Origin of the sequence: Providencia sp. PROV141, assembly GCF_028481645.1 — a bacterium.
Taxonomy (GTDB): domain Bacteria; phylum Pseudomonadota; class Gammaproteobacteria; order Enterobacterales; family Enterobacteriaceae; genus Providencia; species Providencia rettgeri.
In genome coordinates, this window is sequence record NZ_JAMPPR010000018.1 from 258406 (window position 1) to 276136 (window position 17731).

The 17731-nt window shown below is 39.3% G+C and carries 17 protein-coding genes and 3 tRNA genes; 10 read left to right on the plus strand and 10 right to left on the minus strand.

The annotated features are described in order from the left end of the window. Positions 1-21: 21 nt before the first annotated feature. On the plus strand, positions 22-591 hold the full coding sequence (locus tag PSF09_RS13310; RefSeq protein ID WP_210835342.1) for a hypothetical protein: 570 nt from the start codon (positions 22-24) through the stop codon (positions 589-591). 103 nt (positions 592-694) lie between these two features. Here the strand turns inward: PSF09_RS13310 and argA are convergent, their stop codons facing one another. Beyond that, complete coding sequence (argA, locus tag PSF09_RS13315; RefSeq protein ID WP_210835340.1) at positions 695-2038, minus strand: amino-acid N-acetyltransferase; 1344 nt, start codon at positions 2036-2038, stop codon at positions 695-697. Positions 2039-2400: 362 nt separating this feature from the next. On the opposite strand from argA, the gene amiC reads away from it, so the two are divergent. Further along, the gene (gene amiC / locus PSF09_RS13320) at positions 2401-3651 is read left to right on the plus strand and encodes an N-acetylmuramoyl-L-alanine amidase AmiC (RefSeq protein WP_272684001.1); all 1251 of its coding nucleotides are present in this window, start codon (positions 2401-2403) and stop codon (positions 3649-3651) included. A gap of 133 nt (positions 3652-3784) precedes the next feature. Here the strand turns inward: amiC and PSF09_RS13325 are convergent. From PSF09_RS13325 to PSF09_RS13335, 3 genes are all read right to left on the minus strand, one after another. After that, positions 3785-3861 (minus strand) — tRNA-Met (locus tag PSF09_RS13325). 18 nt (positions 3862-3879) lie between these two features. Continuing rightward, positions 3880-3956, minus strand: a tRNA-Met gene (locus PSF09_RS13330). Positions 3957-4017: 61 nt separating this feature from the next. Beyond that, positions 4018-4094, minus strand: a tRNA-Met gene (locus tag PSF09_RS13335). A gap of 232 nt (positions 4095-4326) precedes the next feature. Between PSF09_RS13335 and mltA the strand changes: the two genes are divergently transcribed. Next, positions 4327-5448: a murein transglycosylase A gene (mltA, locus tag PSF09_RS13340; RefSeq protein WP_210835339.1), complete on the plus strand. Its 1122-nt coding sequence runs from the start codon at positions 4327-4329 to the stop codon at positions 5446-5448. Positions 5449-5478: 30 nt separating this feature from the next. Further along, positions 5479-6294: a tRNA cyclic N6-threonylcarbamoyladenosine(37) synthase TcdA gene (tcdA, locus tag PSF09_RS13345; protein ID WP_272664258.1), complete on the plus strand. Its 816-nt coding sequence runs from the start codon at positions 5479-5481 to the stop codon at positions 6292-6294. Between the two features lie 41 nt (positions 6295-6335). Here tcdA and csdE read toward each other — a convergent pair whose 3' ends face one another. Next, the gene (gene csdE / locus PSF09_RS13350) at positions 6336-6794 is read right to left on the minus strand and encodes a cysteine desulfurase sulfur acceptor subunit CsdE (RefSeq protein ID WP_272664257.1); all 459 of its coding nucleotides are present in this window, start codon (positions 6792-6794) and stop codon (positions 6336-6338) included. A gap of 18 nt (positions 6795-6812) precedes the next feature. Then, positions 6813-8018 (minus strand): cysteine desulfurase CsdA, encoded by a 1206-nt coding sequence (gene csdA, locus PSF09_RS13355; protein WP_272664256.1) that lies wholly within the window; start codon positions 8016-8018, stop codon positions 6813-6815. 696 nt (positions 8019-8714) lie between these two features. On the opposite strand from csdA, the gene PSF09_RS13360 reads away from it, so the two are divergent. The 3 genes from PSF09_RS13360 to rlmM are packed head-to-tail and all read left to right on the plus strand — an operon-like array spanning position 8715 to position 11175. After that, positions 8715-9656, plus strand: coding sequence for a transcriptional regulator GcvA (locus PSF09_RS13360; protein WP_004908711.1), 942 nt, complete (start codon positions 8715-8717; stop codon positions 9654-9656). A 27-nt stretch (positions 9657-9683) separates the two neighbouring features. Continuing rightward, positions 9684-10079: a DUF423 domain-containing protein gene (locus PSF09_RS13365; RefSeq protein WP_004908716.1), complete on the plus strand. Its 396-nt coding sequence runs from the start codon at positions 9684-9686 to the stop codon at positions 10077-10079. Further along, positions 10072-11175, plus strand: a complete 1104-nt coding sequence (gene rlmM / locus PSF09_RS13370; RefSeq protein WP_004908722.1) for a 23S rRNA (cytidine(2498)-2'-O)-methyltransferase RlmM — start codon at positions 10072-10074, stop codon at positions 11173-11175. Before PSF09_RS13365 ends, rlmM begins: the two co-directional genes overlap by 8 nt. A 54-nt stretch (positions 11176-11229) precedes the next feature. Here rlmM and xni read toward each other — a convergent pair whose 3' ends face one another. From xni to queF, 3 genes are all read right to left on the minus strand, one after another. Further along, on the minus strand, positions 11230-11985 hold the full coding sequence (gene xni / locus PSF09_RS13375) for a flap endonuclease Xni (protein WP_210836168.1): 756 nt from the start codon (positions 11983-11985) through the stop codon (positions 11230-11232). A gap of 18 nt (positions 11986-12003) precedes the next feature. After that, positions 12004-13371 (minus strand): nucleotide 5'-monophosphate nucleosidase PpnN, encoded by a 1368-nt coding sequence (gene ppnN / locus PSF09_RS13380; protein ID WP_210836169.1) that lies wholly within the window; start codon positions 13369-13371, stop codon positions 12004-12006. Between the two features lie 85 nt (positions 13372-13456). After that, positions 13457-14302, minus strand: a complete 846-nt coding sequence (gene queF / locus PSF09_RS13385) for an NADPH-dependent 7-cyano-7-deazaguanine reductase QueF (RefSeq protein WP_272664255.1) — start codon at positions 14300-14302, stop codon at positions 13457-13459. Between the two features lie 146 nt (positions 14303-14448). On the opposite strand from queF, the gene syd reads away from it, so the two are divergent. Next, a complete protein-coding gene (gene syd / locus PSF09_RS13390) occupies positions 14449-15009 on the plus strand; it encodes a SecY-interacting protein (RefSeq protein WP_272664254.1) in 561 nt (186 codons plus the stop codon). Positions 15010-15477: 468 nt separating this feature from the next. Here syd and PSF09_RS13395 read toward each other — a convergent pair whose 3' ends face one another. Continuing rightward, complete coding sequence (locus PSF09_RS13395) at positions 15478-16374, minus strand: DUF535 family protein (protein ID WP_210836174.1); 897 nt, start codon at positions 16372-16374, stop codon at positions 15478-15480. 252 nt (positions 16375-16626) lie between these two features. Between PSF09_RS13395 and PSF09_RS13400 the strand changes: the two genes are divergently transcribed. Both PSF09_RS13400 and truC read left to right on the plus strand, forming a co-directional pair. Beyond that, positions 16627-16962 carry a YqcC family protein gene (locus PSF09_RS13400; RefSeq protein WP_272684002.1) on the plus strand — a complete coding sequence of 112 codons (336 nt, stop codon included), beginning with the start codon at positions 16627-16629 and terminating at the stop codon, positions 16960-16962. Positions 16963-16969: 7 nt separating this feature from the next. After that, the gene (gene truC, locus PSF09_RS13405) at positions 16970-17728 is read left to right on the plus strand and encodes a tRNA pseudouridine(65) synthase TruC (protein ID WP_115167788.1); all 759 of its coding nucleotides are present in this window, start codon (positions 16970-16972) and stop codon (positions 17726-17728) included. Positions 17729-17731 lie beyond the last annotated feature (3 nt).

Here is a 17731-nt window from a genome sequence, read left to right on the forward strand (position 1 = left end):
CCCTAAAGTAAAGGTAATGAGATGGATAACCAGCAAGCAATGACGGCAATTACAGTAACATTAAATGCAAGGCTTGAACCAATTAGGCGTGGCGATTTAGAAGACGCATTTAATGAAGTCATGAAAAGCATGGGTAAAAATATCCATGTCACAGGTGGTGGAACATTATTAGGTGATAATGGTGAAGCACAGGAATGCGATATAGAAATAGCACTTGAAGAGGCTAGTGACGAAAATATCAGTTTAATTATTCAACTTTTTTCTTCAATGTTAGCTCCAAAAGGTTCTCGTTTATTTATTCACGGCGAAGATGTACGAATTGATTTTGGCTCAGATGAAGGTATGGCTATTTATTTCAACGGGACAGAGCTCGCAGATGAGGTTTATGAGAATGGGGATATCAATGAAGTGTTCGATATTCTAGATGAAGCAGTGGAAGACATCGGGAGTATTCACGGAGTTTGGGATGGTCCGACAGAAACTGCATTTTATTTTTATGGTACTTCTTTCGCTGAGATGAAAGCTGCAATACAACCACATATAGACTCCATTCCTTTGTGCGAGAAAGCCAGAGTTATTCAGATAGCTTAGTGGCTATTCCTTGGTTTTAAAGCCACAACCCCAACTATGCATCCTTGTATAGTTTGGGGTTAAAGCAAGTGACTAAACAGTCATTATTTGACGACTCTAATGTTTATTTATCCGGTTGGCTTTTTAAATCTAAAATCAATATTTTAGAACGGCGCTGGTAGTTATATAAAGCCTGTTTTTTCATTGGTAACATCTCAATCTCCGCGGGGGTAAAACCACGCTCTTGAAACCAATGGATGCTACGAGTTGTCAGAACAAATAGTTTATCTAAGCCAAATTGTTTCGCTTGTACGGCAATACGGTGCAGTAACTCCTCTCCTCTAGATGAACTTCGGTAATCAGGATGAACAGCGACACATGCCATTTCACCTAATTTTTCTTCTGGGTAAGGATAAAGCGCAGCACAAGCGATGACTAAGTTATCACGTTCAATAATGGTAAATTTATCAATTTCCATTTCTAACTGTTCACGTGAACGTCTAACTAAAATCCCTTGCTGCTCTAATGGGCGAATAAGCTCTAATATTCCACCAATATCATTAATGTTTGCACGGCGAATTTGTTCCGCACTTTCCATCACGATTTGTGTACCAATACCATCACGTGAGAACAACTCTTGAATTAAAGAACCATTTTCTTGATAGCTCAATAGGTGGCTACGGCGGACGCCTCGACGGCAAGCTTTTGCTGCTCCGCGTAGGAAACGCACGGTTCCGGAATAGAAATCACCTTCAGATTCCAGCTCTTGAATGCGGTTTTCTGCTTCATTTGGGAATAATTCAGACAAAATATTACCGTCTTTATCTGCAACACCTTGAGAGGAGCAAAAGCCAATCAGCTTTTCTGCTTTCATTTTTACTGCCAATTGGGTAGCAATTTCTTCAGAGGTCAAGTTAAAACTTTCCCCTGTGACTGAGACGGCAACTGGCCCAATTAACACTATAGATCCATTATCTAACTGATTATTAATAGCTTCTTCATTAATGCGACGGATCCTTCCGCTGTGGCAATAATCAATGCCATCATCGACCCCGAGAGGTTGAGCAATAACGAAATTGCCACTAACCACATTAATATGCGCACCTTGAAGCGGGGTATTTCCTAAGCTCATAGATAACCGAGCCGTAATATCTAATTGTAAAGCTCCAGAAGCTTGTTTTACATATTCAAGTGTATTCGCATCGGTTACGCGAGTATGTTTATGATAAACCGCCTCATATTGATGCTCAGCTAAGATATCTTCGATTTGAGGTCTTGCACCATAAACGACAATAATTCGGATGCCTAAACTATGTAATAACCCTATGTCGTTGACAATACTGGGAAAATTTTCATGCGCAATCGCTTCACCACCAAGCATAATAATAAATGTTTTGCCGCGGTGGGCGTTTATATAAGGGACCGAATGGCGAAACTCATCAACCAACTCGGTGCTGCGCTCTTTCATATCAACCCTCTTAATTGAATTTTTATTCGTTAATAATGTATTTTTATTCTTTTTGGTGGAAAATATCAAGTAAAAGATAGGATAAAAAAAGTAACATTTTTATTTTTTACATTTACATATCTCTAAACTTAACTAGATATACTCTACGAAATCTAAATTGCATAAAATTGACACAGAAAGTCACTCACAAATATTTTCTCTTAGTATGATTAAGTTATACTCATTACTGTAACTCTATAGATGCTTTGATATATTCTTAATGACAGAGTGCAAATGATTAGTTAGAGTGCGTGTTTCAAGTCTAATTATTAGCAATTATCCTAAAATCACTTTATTTCTCAGTTCTAGGTTCGGAATTATTGATGAGTCACCAAGATCACAACCCATCTAAACGTCGTTTTATTCAAGGCGCAGCTGCAGTTATGTTACTGAGCATTAGCCCATTCGGTTTTTCTGCGAGTAGCAGCGTGGTGGCTGTACGTATTTGGCCAGCATCGAGCTATACTCGAGTTACATTGGAATCTAGCACGCCATTGAAATACCGTCAGTTTGTGCTTAATAACCCTGAACGTATTGTGGTCGACCTTGAAGGGGTGCAGTTAAATAATGTGTTGAAAGATATGGGAACTCAAATTCAAACACGTGACCCCTATCTAAAACTAGTTAGAGTTGGGCAATTTGATCCAAAAACGGTTCGCTTGGTGTTTGAGGTTAAAAATAAAGTCAGTCCTCAATTCTTTTCGATGGCGCCTGTCGCAGAATTTAAACACCGCTTGGTTCTGGATTTTTATCCAGGCAAAGGCGTTGATACCAATGATGACCCACTATTGGCATTACTTGAGGATTACAATAAAGGTGATCTTGAAGAAAGTATGCCTGCTCAAGCGAAGAAGCCTGGAAAAGCGGGAACGGATCGACCAATTATTATTATGATCGATCCAGGACATGGTGGTGAAGACCCTGGTGCGATAGGTAAATATAAAACGCGTGAAAAAGATGTCGTTTTACAGATTGCTCGTCGCTTAAAAGCGTTGATAGATAAAGACCCTAAAATGCGCTCTTATATGACACGCAATGAAGATGTCTTTATTCCATTAAAAGTCCGAGTGGCGAAAGCGCGTAAAATGCAGGCAGATTTATTCGTTTCAATTCATGCGGATGCATTTACTAATCGTTCAGCTCGTGGTTCTTCTGTTTTCGCACTATCGACGAAAGGGGCTACTAGTAATACGGCTCGCTACCTTGCACAAACACAGAATGAAGCGGACTTAGTGGGTGGTGTGAGTAAAAGTGGTGATGTGTATCTCGACCATACGATGTTTGATCTCGTGCAAACCGCAACGATTAATGACAGTTTGAAATTTGGTGATGAAGTGTTAAAGCGGATGGGGAAGGTTAATAAACTACATAAAAATAGAGTTGACCAAGCTGGATTCGCGGTACTGAAAGCACCTGAGATCCCATCGATTCTAGTCGAAACGGCTTTTATTAGTAATTTAGAAGAAGAACGGAAATTAAAAACATCTAAATTCCAACAACAAATGGCAGAATCCATTTTTGAAGGGGTAAAAGCCTATTTCCGCAATGGTGGGACATTGGCAATTCGTAACTAATTGATTTAAGACAAGAAAAAGGTGATGAGCACACGTGTGAGTCGCCTTTTTTATTTTTATTGATAGCTAAAAATAGATGATTTTATAGTGGTACTACAAAGAGAATTGAATCAGAAAGGATATTCAAAAGAATTGGTTGCGGGGGCTGGATTTGAACCAACGACCTTCGGGTTATGAGCCCGACGAGCTACCATGCTGCTCCACCCCGCGACTGAAGAGGTAAAAAATTGGTTGCGGGAGCTGGATTTGAACCAACGACCTTCGGGTTATGAGCCCGACGAGCTACCAAGCTGCTCCATCCCGCGACTGAATTTTTACGACTTTATACTGCAGATTTTTTGTTACTTTACTGATTTAATCAGTAATTGGTTGCGGGGGCTGGATTTGAACCAACGACCTTCGGGTTATGAGCCCGACGAGCTACCATGCTGCTCCACCCCGCGTCCGATGCGGGCACTATACTCGGGATGAGATCTGATGCAAGTTTTTTCGTGTTTTTTTTACAAAATTTAGCATTTACAGAACAAAATATGTTCTGTCTGGCTGTTTTTTACACTTTGATGAGTAGGGAAAGGAAAATAACCCCTCTAAATATATTTACACGTTTCATTCCCTAATTGGGTTTGCTATTGTGCGCTTCATATTGGATTGTTGGATTTATCTGGGTGGTAGAGCATGAATATAGGGCTAACAAAAATCGTCAATAAACATACAGTAAAAAAATGGTTAGTAACCAGCGTATTTCTTTCTTTATTGGCTGGATGCCAAACCCATCCAACGGATAAAGGCCAACAATATAAAGATGGTCGCTTAGTTCAGGATTTACAGAAAGTAAATCAGGTGAATGTAAATGGGCGACCTATAAATGCGCCAGATTTTAATCAACAAGTTAATGAAATTAAAAATGCATCACCGCGGTTGTTTAAAAATAATAACGACACCTACCATGCTATAGAGAATTGGTTGATGGCGGGAGGAAATCCGGCTCAATTGGCTAATTTCAATTTAACCGCCTTCCAAATGGAAGGCGCCGATAATTATGGAAACGTACAATTTACAGGGTATTACACACCTGTGATTGAGGCCCGCCGTATGGTTCAAGGGGAATTTCGTTATCCGTTGTACGGCATGCCACCAAAAGGAAAAACTCGTTTACCTAGTCGAGCAGCGATTTATAACGGCGCCCTGAGTGACAATTTAATTTTAGCTTATAGCAATTCGCCAGTTGAAAATTTTATGATGGAAGTTCAAGGAAGTGGCTATGTTGATTTTGGGGATGGTAGCCCACTGAATTTCTTTGGTTATGCAGGTAAAAATGGTCACGCATACAAAAGTATTGGAAAAGTACTGGTGGATCGTGGTGAAGTTCCTCTGAGCCAAATGTCATTACAAGCTATTCATGACTGGACTAATCAGCATAGCGAGCAAGAAGTTCGTCAGCTTTTAGAAGAAAATCCGTCATTTGTATTTTTTAAACCGCAATCATTTGTCCCTGTCAGAGGAGCTAGCGCGGTTCCTTTAATCGCTAAAGCATCTGTTGCATCAGATAAAACCCTTATTCCACCGGGTACAGCCTTGCTCGCAGAAATCCCTGTATTAGATAATAACGGGAAATTTACGGGGCAGTATGAAATGCGTATGATGATAGCCTTGGATGTCGGTGGGGCGATTAAAGGGCATCATTTTGATATTTACCACGGTATAGGCCATGAAGCTGGAAAAATGGCCGGTTTTTATAACCATTACGGGCGAGTTTGGGTGCTGAAAAAAAGCCAGCCGCTATTTGGTTCACTGTAGTTACAGGTTTAACTGAGGTTGTTCGTTATTATGCAAGCTAAGCTTTCTGATGCTTGGATGCAGCGTTTTGCTGGGATCGGGCGTTTATATGGGCAACATGCTCTTCATCTTTTTGCACGTTCCCACGTTTGTGTCATTGGTATTGGTGGGGTAGGTGTGTGGGCCGCTGAGGCTCTTGCTCGTTCAGGTATTGGGCATATCACATTGATTGATATGGATGATATCTGTGTGACTAATACTAATCGGCAATTACATGCCATCAAATCGACCGTTGGGCAGCCAAAAGTTGATGTGATGAAAAATCGTATTTTAGAAATTAATCCCGAATGTGTAGTGAATGTTATTGATGATTTTATTACGGTTGATAATGTCGCTCATTACCTTGATGCGGGGTTTGATTATGTTATTGATGCGATTGATAGTGTAAGGCCTAAAGCTGCCCTGTTAGCGTATTGTAGGCGCTTTAAAATACCCGTTATCACCACAGGTGGTGCTGGTGGGCAAGTCGACCCAACAAAAATTCAAGTAGTGGACTTGGCTAAAACAGTTCAAGACCCGTTAGCGGCTAAGTTGCGAGAACGCTTAAAGTCCGATTTTAACGTTGTTAAAAATGGAAAAGGAAAGCTTGGGATTGATTGTGTTTTTTCTACCGAACAGCTTGTTTATCCACAAAGCGACGGCACTGTGTGTGCGGCAAAAAGTACTGCGGATGGTTCAAAGCGAATGGACTGCGCTTCAGGCTTTGGCGCGGTTACTATGGTTACGGCTAGCTTTGGGTTTATTGCTGTTTCACATGCACTTAAAAAGATGATAGCAAAATCACAACGGGAAATGGAAAAGCAGTAAAGTGAATGAGGCTATTGCGATAGATAGCCTCATCCAATGAATTACGCGGGCGTCATTTCATTAGCAATATTTTGAATTGCAGTAATGAGTGATTGAATACCATTTTGGCGCGATTCGCTGAGCTGCCCAGGTAAGCCTGTTTGGGATAATAAGTGATTGAAATCAATCTCCATAATCTCTTTCGCTGTTTTTTGCTCTACTGCTGCTAACAAAATGGCAAATAACCCTTTCACTACTCGGCCTTCACTATCCCCATAAAAATGAAATGTTTCATCATCATTGAGTAGTGCACCAATCCAAACACGGTTTTCACAGCCTTTAACTTCTTGAGTTTGCAGCTTTTCATCATCAGACAATGCAGGCAACTTTCTCGCAAATTGAATTAATAAACGATATTTATCTTCCCATGCTTTATGTGTGGAAAACTGTTCAACTATTTCTTGAATTTTAATCTCTGTACCGAATGGGTGCGGAGCAAGTTCATGGTTAGTCGAAGTCATTAGGCTTCCTTTATTGATTTATTCATTGAGTATAGAAAGTGAAACAGTGACTGCATCGATAAATTTATCGACATCTTGCTGGTTATTGTAAGGCATCATTGAGATGCGCAAGCAGCCACTTATATTTAATGCAACCATTAATGGTTGGGTGCAATGTTGACCATAGCGTAATGCAATATTTTGCTCGGTCAAGAGGGCTCCCAGATCGCTATGGTGAACATCTTTAAAGTTAAATGATAGCAAAGGAGAATGAGGTACACTATAGCTAATAAAGCCGGGTAGCGCCGACAGCTTTTTAGCTGCATATTCGATTAACGAGCAAGTATATGTTTCTGCTAGTGTTAAATTTATTTCTTCCAGCCACTCTAAAGTAGCCGAAAAGGCAATTACCCCGGCAATATTTGGTGTTCCTGCTTCGAATCGTTGGGGAATAGGGGCAAGAGTGAAATTATCAAATGTGACGTGAGTCAACATTTTGCCTCCACCATGCCAAGGAGTCATTTGCTCTAAAAGTTCTGTTTTGGCGTAGCAAACCCCAAGCCCAGTCGGTCCATATAACTTATGTGCTGAAAATACATAGAAATCGATATTCAGCTCACTGACATTTATAGGTCTATGAACGACACCTTGTGCTCCATCAACAACGACTAGCGCTCCTACTTGGTGAGCGAGTTGAGTCACCATCTGTATATCTGGCTGATAGCCAGTTACATTAGACATTTGTGTGATAGCGATGACTTTCGTTTTTTCCGATAATTTAGATTTGAGAACATCAAGGTTCAACGTCAGGTTTTTTTCAACCGGCCATTTTATAATTTTGGCGCCAGTTTGCTGTGAAAGCATAATCCAAGGTAATAAGTTTGAATGATGTTCTATTTCGCTGACAATAATTTCATCGTTAGGCTGTAATCTTGAGCGAAAATAACCTTGTGTAATTAAATTAATTGACTCTGTTGTTCCACGAGTCCAAATAATATTTTTTTCATTTGAAGCATGAATATATTTCGCCGCACGAATTCGACCTAGTTCATAGTCACGGGTTAATTTTAATGATTCAGGTGATTGCCCGCGATATACCGAACTGCCTGACAAGCGATAATAGTCATTTGATGCATTGATCATGGCAATGGGCTTTAATGCTGTGGCTGCACTATCAAAAAATAGTGTTGACGAGTCTATCGCTGGAAAAGCGAGACGAAATGTGGCGGCGCTGAAATGATCCATGAGTATTTTCTTTTTAGTCAAAATTTCAATGTGATTTGATATTACTGAGCGTTGTATTAATGGATTGTACATTTATTCGTACATTTATGGTTATTTCTGATTAATTTAAACGCATCATTTTTTAATCTAATTATTGAAATATTTTGTTACGTTTGGTATTAATTGTTAGCATTATTCTCGATGTGGTTTCAAGATGATTCAGTGTTTTGCATTACAATGCAATGCCTTTAACTTATAAAGTTATTTTTTTTAGCACTTAGTAAATAATTTTCAAGATTTATCTTAAATATCTTACTGATAGTTTTTTCGGTACACTAGTAATTATCTATAGATATCTGTATTTGTTAAGTTAAATTGTTTAAGTAAATACCATTAAAACATTAAAAAAGAGTAAAAAAAAGCACCGCGCGTTGGCGGTGCACTATATAAAATCACTATGGACAGACAGGGTAAATGTACAGGAAGTGAAAAAACAGTAGCTAAAGCTACAAAGGTCTGGTTCAACCAGACAACTTGCAAACACAACATCACAACCACAAAGCCAAAAGTTTCAAAGTAACTAAACTCTGTAACTTTTCGTTCCGGCTTAGGAAGTGTGCATACTATAGGTATTTACTAGCGTATCCTCAAGGGACAAATTATAATGCTTCGGATGAAAAAAACTAATGCATAACAAGATGCCAAGTAGAAGTGATTATGTCTAAAAGATTACCGCCCCTAAATGCTCTGAGAGTCTTTGATGCTGCAGCTCGTCATTTAAGTTTTACTAAGGCAGCAGAAGAATTATTTGTAACTCAAGCGGCCGTTAGCCACCAAATGAAAAGTTTGGAGGATTTCCTTGGGTTGAAATTGTTTCGTCGACGCAATCGTTCATTGCTATTGACAGAAGAAGGTCAAAGTTATTATCTTGATATTAAAGAGATTTTTTCTTCTTTAAACGAGGCAACACGTAAATTACAAGCTAGAAGTGCAAAAGGGGCATTAACGGTGAGTTTATCCCCAAGTTTTGCGATTCAGTGGCTGGTACCAAGGCTTTCTGGTTTTAATCAAGCCTATCCCGGAATTGATGTGCGGATCCAAGCTGTAGATAGAGAAGAAGATAAATTGGCAGATGACGTTGATGTCGCTATTTTCTACGGCAAAGGTAATTGGCCTGGGCTAAGAACAGACAGGCTTTATGCTGAATATTTAATGCCAGTATGTTCACCATCTTTATTAACTGGGGATCGCCAACTAAAAAATCCTGAGGATTTAGCAAAACATACGTTGCTTCACGATTCTTCACGAAGAGACTGGCAAGCATATGTTAAGCAACTAGAGTTACAAAATGTAGTTAATGTACAGCAAGGTCCTATTTTTAGTCATAGCGCTATGGTTATTCAAGCCGCAGTCCATGGTCAAGGGATTGCACTAACGAATAATGTGATGGCTAAAAATGAAATTGATGCAGGGCGCTTAGTTTGTCCCTTTAGTGAGGTATTAGTGAGTAAAAATGCATTCTACTTAGTTTGCCAAGAAAATCAGGCTGATTTAGGCAAAATAGCTGCATTTCGCCAATGGATTCTTGGGCAGGCGGCAAGTGAACAAGAGAAATTAGGCTTTATTACGGGTGACCAAGATGTGGCGCTTATTCAGTAATCAAGTATTTAAATAAAAGGTGTTACTGTGAATAGTCGTTTGATGTTAATTTTCGCTGGAATTAGTGGCTTCTTTACCGTTGCTTTTGGGGCTATTGGTTCACATGCGTTATCGTCAATTATGAGTGTCCACCAAATGGACTGGATTGAAATCGGGCTACGTTATCAAATGTTGCATACTGTTGCATTGATGGTGCTCGGGGCAATTCTATTACGTAAAATTATTCTGTGGTTCTACTGGTCAGGTGTGTTTTTCTCTGTTGGGATACTTCTTTTTAGCGGTAGCCTTTATTGTATGGCACTATTGCAGGTAAAATACTTTTCTTATTTTACGCCAATAGGTGGTGTATGTTTCCTAATTGGTTGGCTGTTAGTGGTTATTGGCGCTATGCGTCTAAGGAAATCGGCGTCACGCAATGAGTAATAAAATTGCACTATATTGCCGTCCAGGCTTTGAAAAAGAATGTGCAGCAGAGATTACAGATAAAGCTGGGCAAAAAGAAATTTATGGTTTTGCCCGCGTAAAAGAAAATAGTGGTTATGTTATTTTTGAGTGCTACCAAGCAGAAGATGCGGATACGCTTGCACGAACGTTACCTTTTCGAGAATTAATTTTTGCTCGCCAAATGATTGTAATAGGGGATTTACTCAAGGATTTGCCGCCTGAAGACCGTATTACTCCGATTGTAAATGCATTGAGCCAGCAAGTTGTACGAGCAGGAGACCTTCGTGTCGAAGTTGCTGATACCAATGAATCGAAAGAATTACTGAAGTTTTGCCGCAAGTTTACGGTACCTTTGCGTAATGCATTACGTAAAGAAAAAATCTTATTACCACTAGAGAACTTTAAGCGGCCAGTTATTCATGTATTCTTTATTGCCCCAGGTTGCTGCTATACCGGGTATTCATATACTAATAACAGTTCAAATTTCTATATGGGGATCCCAAGGTTAAAATTCCCATCAGATGCCCCGAGCCGTTCAACCTTAAAACTAGAGGAAGCTTTCCATGTCTTTATTCCTTATGAAGAATGGGAGGAGCGTCTAGCAAGTGGAATGAAAGCTGTAGATCTTGGAGCATGTCCAGGGGGATGGACTTATCAATTGGTAAAACGCAGTATGATGGTTGATGCTGTAGATAACGGCCCAATGGCTGAAAGCCTTATGGATACAGGGCAAGTTAAACATCACCGTGAAGATGGTTTTAAATTTAAGCCTACTTCCCACAACATCACTTGGTTAGTTTGTGATATGGTCGAAAAACCAGCTAAAGTTGCTGCGTTAATGACGGATTGGCTTGCTCAAGGTTGGTGCCGAGAGGCCATTTTTAACTTAAAATTGCCGATGAAAAAGCGCTATGAAGAAGTTTCACATATCTTAGAAAAGATGAAAATACAGCTTAAAGAACAAGGTGTTAATGTGTTGATTCAAGCGAAGCAGCTTTATCATGACCGAGAAGAAGTGACTGTACATGTGATGAGGGTATGGTCGGCGAATCCGATGGCACGTGAGTATTATTAATTCATAAATTCAGTCAATAAAAAGGCCACTAATGAAGTGGCCTTTGTGTTTCTACTAATTGGTAGTAAAACGTAGCTGATTTAAATTTCCTTGGAGCACAATATCGGTTCTTAAAGTCGCAATATCTCGGCAAATCAATGCAATCTCCTGCTGGTTGATTAACTTTTTTTGCCATTTCTCTTCAATGTTATCTAAATTGGCAAATATATTTTCAATTGAGTGGTATTGCTGCAAGAGTATTGTCGCACTTTTGGGGCCAATGCCCGCAACACCAGGAACTTTACTGCTACTGATCCCGGCAAGTCCCCAATAATCAGGGAGCTGCTCAGGAGAAACGCCAAATTCCTTTTCGATGAAAGGGATATCAAGCCAGCGCTTTTGAAAATAATCGCGAATTCTTAAGTTAGGGGCTAGTAGTTGGCAGTAACCTTTATCTGTGGATACGATGGTAACAGTGTGCCCCGAACCTGCAATACGTGTTGCTAAGGTAGCGGCTAAATCATCGGCTTCATCTCCTTCAGACTGCCAGCAGTGAATCCCTTTCTCTTTAAATAAGGCTACCAATACGGGGAGTTCAGTATGCAAATCTTCAGGCATAGGTTGCCGACCTGCTTTGTAATCGGGCAGTTTTTCATGGCGCCAGCTTTGATGGCGCCCTTCTTCATCGAACACCGCAACAATGTGTGTGGCATTAGTATGGGCGATCAACTGTGATATTGCAGATAAACAAGTTTCTCCACACGGGCTTCCTTGTACCGCGTGGATACGGCGTATTAAGTTTAATGCATCAATAATTAATAAATGGATCATAAATACGCCATCATTTATTTATTTCACGATTTCATAGCAAGGTTCGTATGCAGTGCCGCCAGGTAATTTCATACGATGTTGTTCAACGAAGCCTTGTAATAGCACATCCATACGCTTCATTAGCTCACTATCGCCGTGAATTTTGAATGGTCCATGCTCTTCGATGGCTTTCATTCCAAATTCTTTCACGTTACCAGCCACAATACCGGAGAAAGCGCGGCGTAAATCTGAAGCTAGCTTTTCAGGTGCTTCTCCTGGATGGAGGTTTAGTGATGCCATATTTTCATGCGTTGGTTCGAATGGATGCTGTAAATCGTGAGCAATTTTAATTGACCAGTTAAAGCTATAGGCGTCACCGGTGCTACGACGATTTTCTTTAACTTGTGGCATGCTACGTTTCATTACACGAGCGACTTCCTGAGCATCATCAATAATAATTTGGTAATGCTTACTGGCTTCATCACCTAAAGTGTGGCGAATAAAATCATCTAAAACTTCAAAGTATTCTGCACTTTCTTTTGGACCCGTTAAAATCAGCGGTAGAACTTGTTCACTGTTGGCCGGGTCCATCAAGATACCAAGTAAATAAAGCAACTCTTCAGCGGTACCAACACCACCAGGGAAGATAATAATCCCATGACCTAATCGAACGAATGCTTCTAAACGTTTTTCGATATCAGGCATAATGATGAGTTCGTTCACTAATGGATTTGGCGGCTCAGCTGCGATAATTGAAGGTTCAGTTAAGCCAATAAAACGGCTATTTTTGTATTGTTGTTGTGCATGGCCAACAGCGGCACCTTTCATTGGTGCTTCCATCGCTCCCGGGCCACAACCAGTACAGATATTGAGTTCACGCAAGCCAAGCTCGTTACCAACCTTACGGCCATATTGGTATTCAATTTCATTAATTGAGTGGCCTCCCCAGCAAACAATCATACTTGGGTCTTCATCAATGTGTAGGGCACGAGCATTACGCAAGATAGAGAAAATCATATTGGTGATATGCGTGCCGTTTTCGAGGTCTAGATTAAATTGTTCTTTGGCATGTGTAATCTGCGCATGAACGAATAAAATGTCACGTAATACGGCAAACAGGTTTGCTTGTAAGGTGCGGATGATTTTACCATCAACAAAGGCTTTCTCTGGGGGCTCGATAAGTTCAAGCTTAACACCACGTTCGCGACGTAATACATTGATATCAAAATCTTTACTTTTTTCTAATAGTTCTTTACTGCTATCAGTTAAGCTGCCTGAATGCAAAACGGCTAAAGAGCAATTCCTAAATAATTGGTACAAATCGCTACTGGCCGTGCGTTTTAGCATATCAACTTCAAGTTGAGAGAGTAGATCCATAGATCCTAATGGACTGATATGAGTAATCAAGTAGTACTCCTTTACCCCATGGGTTCTTGATATGTGAATTGTACTGTAAATGTATTAATTACATTTACTTTTCAACTATATATATTTATTGCCGTGATAAACGACCTAATTCAGGCGTAAATTCTTCATTACTACGCCATGGGTTTATATCAAGCCCTCCACGACGAGTATAGCGTGCGTAAACACTTAATTTTTCAGGTTTACATAATTGCATAATATCAGTGAAAATGCGTTCAACGCATTGTTCGTGAAACTCATTATGATGGCGAAATGAAACCAAGTAACGTAATAAGGCTTCGCGATCAATTTTTGGTCCACGATAGTGGATCTGTACAGAGCCCCAGTCAGGTTGATTGGTAATTAAACAGTTTGATTTTAATAAATGGCTCACTAACGTTTCGTCGACAGCCTGTTGTTGGGTACAATTCGCCAAATAGTCACGATTAAACTCATAATTATCAATATCAATTTCTTGCTCATCAATACATGCGCCAAGTAATGGCTGGATAGGCTGATGAGAAAAGTGCTCTAATTTATGAAGTGTAACGCTTACTTGTCCATTAGCACAGCGGCTTAAATCATTTTGCAAAGCGCTTCGCACATTTTCCCAAGTTTCAAAACGCGTTTGGTTAAAACTGTTTAGATAAAGCTTAAAACTTTTAGACTCAATTAAATTTTCGCTATTTGCATCAACACTAATCGAGCCTATCGCGACTTGGGGAACACCACGCTGATTTAGCCATGAAAGCTCGTACATTGTCCAAATGTCAGCACCGTGAAATGGAAGCGACTTAGCGTGAATTGCTAAAGGATCACGATTTAAGCTACGAGGAACGGCTTGTAATAATGTGGCATCATACAGGTCATGATAAGCCGTTTTTTTCCCAAGAGTTAAATTATTAAGTGCGGGATTATTCTGATAGTGTGACATAGGAGTCCTTATACTTCATAAACTGAAAATGAGGCTAACAGGTAAAAATTGGGATATTTTCTTCGTCTGTGAACTTCTGTCATAATACCATTTATCGGCAACATTGACGCCTTTCTCTTTAAATTGACTACAAAAAATACATAATTATGAATACATCACATTCTGTCGCACTACAAAATTTTACTCAGAAATATGTTTCACAATGGCATCAACAAACGGGACTACCTCCTGCATCAGCAGACTTATATGGTATTCCATCTCCCTGTATTGTCCGCACAGGTGAAAATTGGGTTTACTGGGAGCCTCAACCATTTCCAATAAAGAATGCTAACTTGGATAAAGTTGCGACAGCATTAGAGATTAATTTACAAAGTGATATCCATACTTTTTATACGACACAGCTTGCTGGTGATATGAAAGCCATATTTCGTGACATTACGCTGAGCTTAGTGCAAGTATGGAATGAAGATGATTTCATCCGTTTGCAAGAGAATTTAATTGGTCATTTAGTCACTCAAAAGCGTTTAAAACTATCCCCCACGCTCTTCATCGCGACTTTAGAATCTGAGATTGAAATGATATCAATGTGTAATCTCACGGGGGAAATTATATTAGAAAAATTTGGTAGTCAGGACAGGCGTGTACTTTCTTCGAATTTAACAAGTTTTCTTGATGAACTAGTGGTTGTTGTTGAACCTCAGGGGTAAGTGTTTTTAAGTGGGTTTGTGTAAGTAAATACCTACAATTAAACTAAGTAATTTCTTAAAAAATGATCTTTATATTGTAATGATAATTATTTAACTTTTAATTTCATGGCGTTACTACCTAGTTGGCGTTTTGCGAATGTTTTTACTGCTTTATTGTTTATTTTGCTAGGTTGTTTCATTAATAGATTTAATGCATTCTTATCTCGCTGGACAGGGTAAACTCGTTTAGCTTTTTATACCTTTATGTGAGGTGTAAAAATTGTTTAAAACAAGGCGATGGAACGCGATTAGATGATGAATCTATGAATTTGTTTTAATCAACAGGATGTTGAATGACGGGAAGTCATTTTGCAGGATGCGTAAATTTTAAAATATGAGCCAGTCAGCTTAGGTTGACTGGCTTTTTTAGTTATGAATCATTCGTAGCGGAATGATGTTAAAGTGTTAAAGGTAATTTATTGGAGAAAATCAATTCGTTAAGCTAATTGAATTCTTGGTTAACGAGGTGATAATATCTTGAGTCATGGCATCGCGTAGTGCTTCTCGGCGGCGAAACTCAGCACGACGCTGGCTTTTCACTGACTCAATATCTCGTACAGGCTCTTGAATGGGTAATTGGAACCAACCATCAGGTGTTTTCGTTGCACTACATTCTTGCCAAAACGTATCGTAACTTGATTTCAAATGCTGGCTCTTGATATGGCACTGGTTTGAAATTCCTAATATTGATTTTACCTGAAAGAAGCTTGCTACGGCATAAATTGCTGACATTAATAAGTTTTTTGGTCTCATTCCATGCATCTGCTTTGTTATCAACCTAACTTGGTCGACACTTTGTTCAGTGGAAGGACCTTGCAAAGAGCACACGTATAGTTGTCCTTCAGGGCCAAAGGAAAAGCTCATTAAGTAAATATCGTCACCCGTTTCATTTCTCAAATGTAGAGTGAGATCGCCTTCCCGAGGATATTGAGAGTAAATCAAAGTTAATTGAGCGAACTCGCCTGATTTTAATTCAATGTTTGCCACGAGAAGCCCTTCCCGTTTTGCAGAAAACATCGCTTCAATAGCTTCAGGTTTAAATGTGTTTTCAATTAAGTTAAGAGTGTAGCTGGCGGTTAATAGCTTTTGCTTTCCACTCCATGCTTTATGCAGGTACTTATTTATGGGGCGTTCAATAAAGCGAGGAACACCTTCAATAACTGAAGAAAGCTGGGCACTGTGGTAGTTTTGGCACATAGCTTGATAATGCTGATATTGTGACGAAGGTAGCTTTGAAATGCGTACTTTTCTTTTAAATTCAACATACTTGGATTTTAAAACTTTCCAAGTTTTATTTTCCTTGCGCCACTGTTTTAGTCGTCCCATAGATAAACCATTTTGTTGTTAATTATTATGTAAATACTAAATTAATAAAACATTTAATCATACATGTGTTATCTGCAACAAAATATAAACGAATCTTATTAAACGGGTTGTTAACTTAATAGCTGGGATAATAATTATAAATAAGCAAAATAAATAAACTTGTATTTGCTAACTTTTAACCCCATTTATCCGACAGAATTGTGATAGAAAATACCGTATATTTGCCACAGCCATCACTAAATGAGTTTAAGCATGAATATTGAACAACGTATTATTGAGAAACTTCGCCACTTAGAAGAGGAAATGAAATTAAAATCTCTTTGGAATGAACAACCGCCGTTACCGGAAGCGTTTAACAGTGTAGAGCCTTTTTGTATTGATACAATGGAGGCTATTGAGTGGCTACAGTGGATTTTGATACCTCGTCTTCAAATGTTAATTGAGCAAGAGGCAGTACTGCCAACTAATTTTGCAGTCGCGCCTTATTTTGAAGAAGCTTATAAGCATGATGAAGAAGAACAATACACGCTAATTATTAATCACTTGCGTGAATTAGATGGCTTTTTCCCAACGAAGACCCGCGGGTAATTTATTGATGTTGGAAATTATTTATCACGATGAATATATGGTGGCGGTGAATAAGCCTGCGGGTATGTTAGTGCACCGCAGCTGGCTGGACAGTAAAGAAACCGTATTTGTGATGCAAACATTACGTGACCAAATTGGCCAGTATGTTTATCCCATTCATCGCCTCGATAGGCCTACCTCAGGTATATTACTTTTTGCATTATCGAGTGAGGTTGCAAGGCTGTTATCGGCTCAATTTGAAAACCATCAACTAGAAAAAGTGTATCACGCCGTTGTTCGTGGTTATTTAACCGAAGAGCAAACCATCGATTATCCGCTATTAGAAGAGTTAGATAAAATTGCAGATAAACATGCGTCACGTGAACCTGTTTTACAGGAATGCGTTACCCACTGTAAACCGATAGCAACAGTTGAATGCGCTATTGCGATTGGGCGATATGAAACATCAAGATTTAGTTTAGTTGAGTTAAAACCTGAAACTGGTCGTAAACATCAATTGAGAAGGCATATGTCTCACCTTCGTCACCCTATTATTGGTGATAGCAAGCATGGGGACTTACGGCAGAATAGAGGGGTGAATACACATTTTTCAGTGTCTCGCTTGATGTTACATGCCAGCTTATTAAATTTAAATCACCCAATAACAAAAGAAAATATATCGTTAGTTGCCACGTGGGATACACAATGGTTGTCATTAATTGAGCAATTTGGATGGTCAGATAAAGTTGCAAAATTAGGGATAAACGTCATTAACTCATCAAGTTAACTA